This is a genomic window from Oleiphilus sp. HI0061 (assembly GCF_001635675.1).
Genome location: NZ_LWFE01000239.1, coordinates 1 through 1,033, shown reverse-complemented (window position 1 = coordinate 1,033; position 1,033 = coordinate 1). Strand labels below are relative to the sequence as shown.

At 43.9% G+C, this 1,033-nt stretch carries 2 protein-coding genes; both read left to right on the top strand.

The features are described 5' to 3' along the window. Positions 1-586, top strand: a 586-nt coding sequence (locus A3735_RS02990) for a DNA-directed RNA polymerase subunit beta (RefSeq protein ID WP_082885781.1), incomplete at its 5' end; no start/stop codon positions are given. A gap of 88 nt (positions 587-674) precedes the next feature. Continuing rightward, positions 675-1,033 (top strand): hypothetical protein (locus A3735_RS02985; protein ID WP_156499357.1); only part of this gene is annotated, 359 nt, incomplete at its 3' end.

The window sequence follows — 1,033 nt, the reverse complement described above, 5'->3', positions numbered from 1 at the left end:
TCAAATCTATAACGGTGTTGCTGATAAGAAAGAAGCGTTGGATACCTTTAGTGATGAAGAGATTCTAGAGCTGGCACATAACCTTCGCGGTGGTGTTCCAATGGCGACTCCTGCTTTTGATGGTGCGAAAGAGTCTCAGATTAAAGAGCTTCTTCGTCTAGCCGGTCTTGATGATAGTGGTCAGGTTCAATTATATGATGGTCGTACTGGGGACTCTTTTGATCGTCCAGTTACCGTTGGCTATATGTATATCCTTAAGTTGAACCACTTGATTGATGACAAGATGCACGCTCGTTCTACGGGTTCATACAGCCTTGTTACTCAGCAGCCATTGGGCGGTAAAGCTCAGTTTGGTGGTCAGCGCTTCGGTGAGATGGAAGTATGGGCGCTAGAAGCTTACGGTGCTGCTTATACGCTACAGGAAATGCTTACGGTTAAATCTGATGATGTTAACGGCCGTACCAAGATGTATAAGAACATCGTTGATGGTGATCACCGTATGGAGCCTGGCATGCCAGAATCATTCAACGTACTTGTTAAAGAAATTCGCTCGCTTGGTATTGATATCGAGCTGGAATCAGAGTAGTTCGCAAGTCAATACAAACAATTACGCGGAGGCGAGCGCTTCTAGATGAAGCGTTCGCGGATAGATAACTCCAATTGGAGCAAAACCGATGAAAGATTTATTAAACCTATTAAAAAACCAAAATCAAACTCAGGAATTCGACTCAATTCGTATTGGCTTGTCGTCTCCAGAAATGATCCGATCTTGGTCATACGGTGAAGTTAAGAAGCCAGAAACGATTAACTATCGTACATTCAAGCCAGAGCGTGATGGCTTATTTTGTGCCAAAATTTTCGGTCCTATCAAGGACTATGAGTGCTTGTGTGGTAAGTACAAGCGCCTTAAGCATCGTGGTGTAATTTGTGAGAAGTGTGGTGTAGAAGTTGCGCTTGCTAACGTAAGACGTGACCGTATGGCTCATATCGAACTAGCTAGCCCAGTTGCTCACATCTGGTTTTTGAAGTCTTT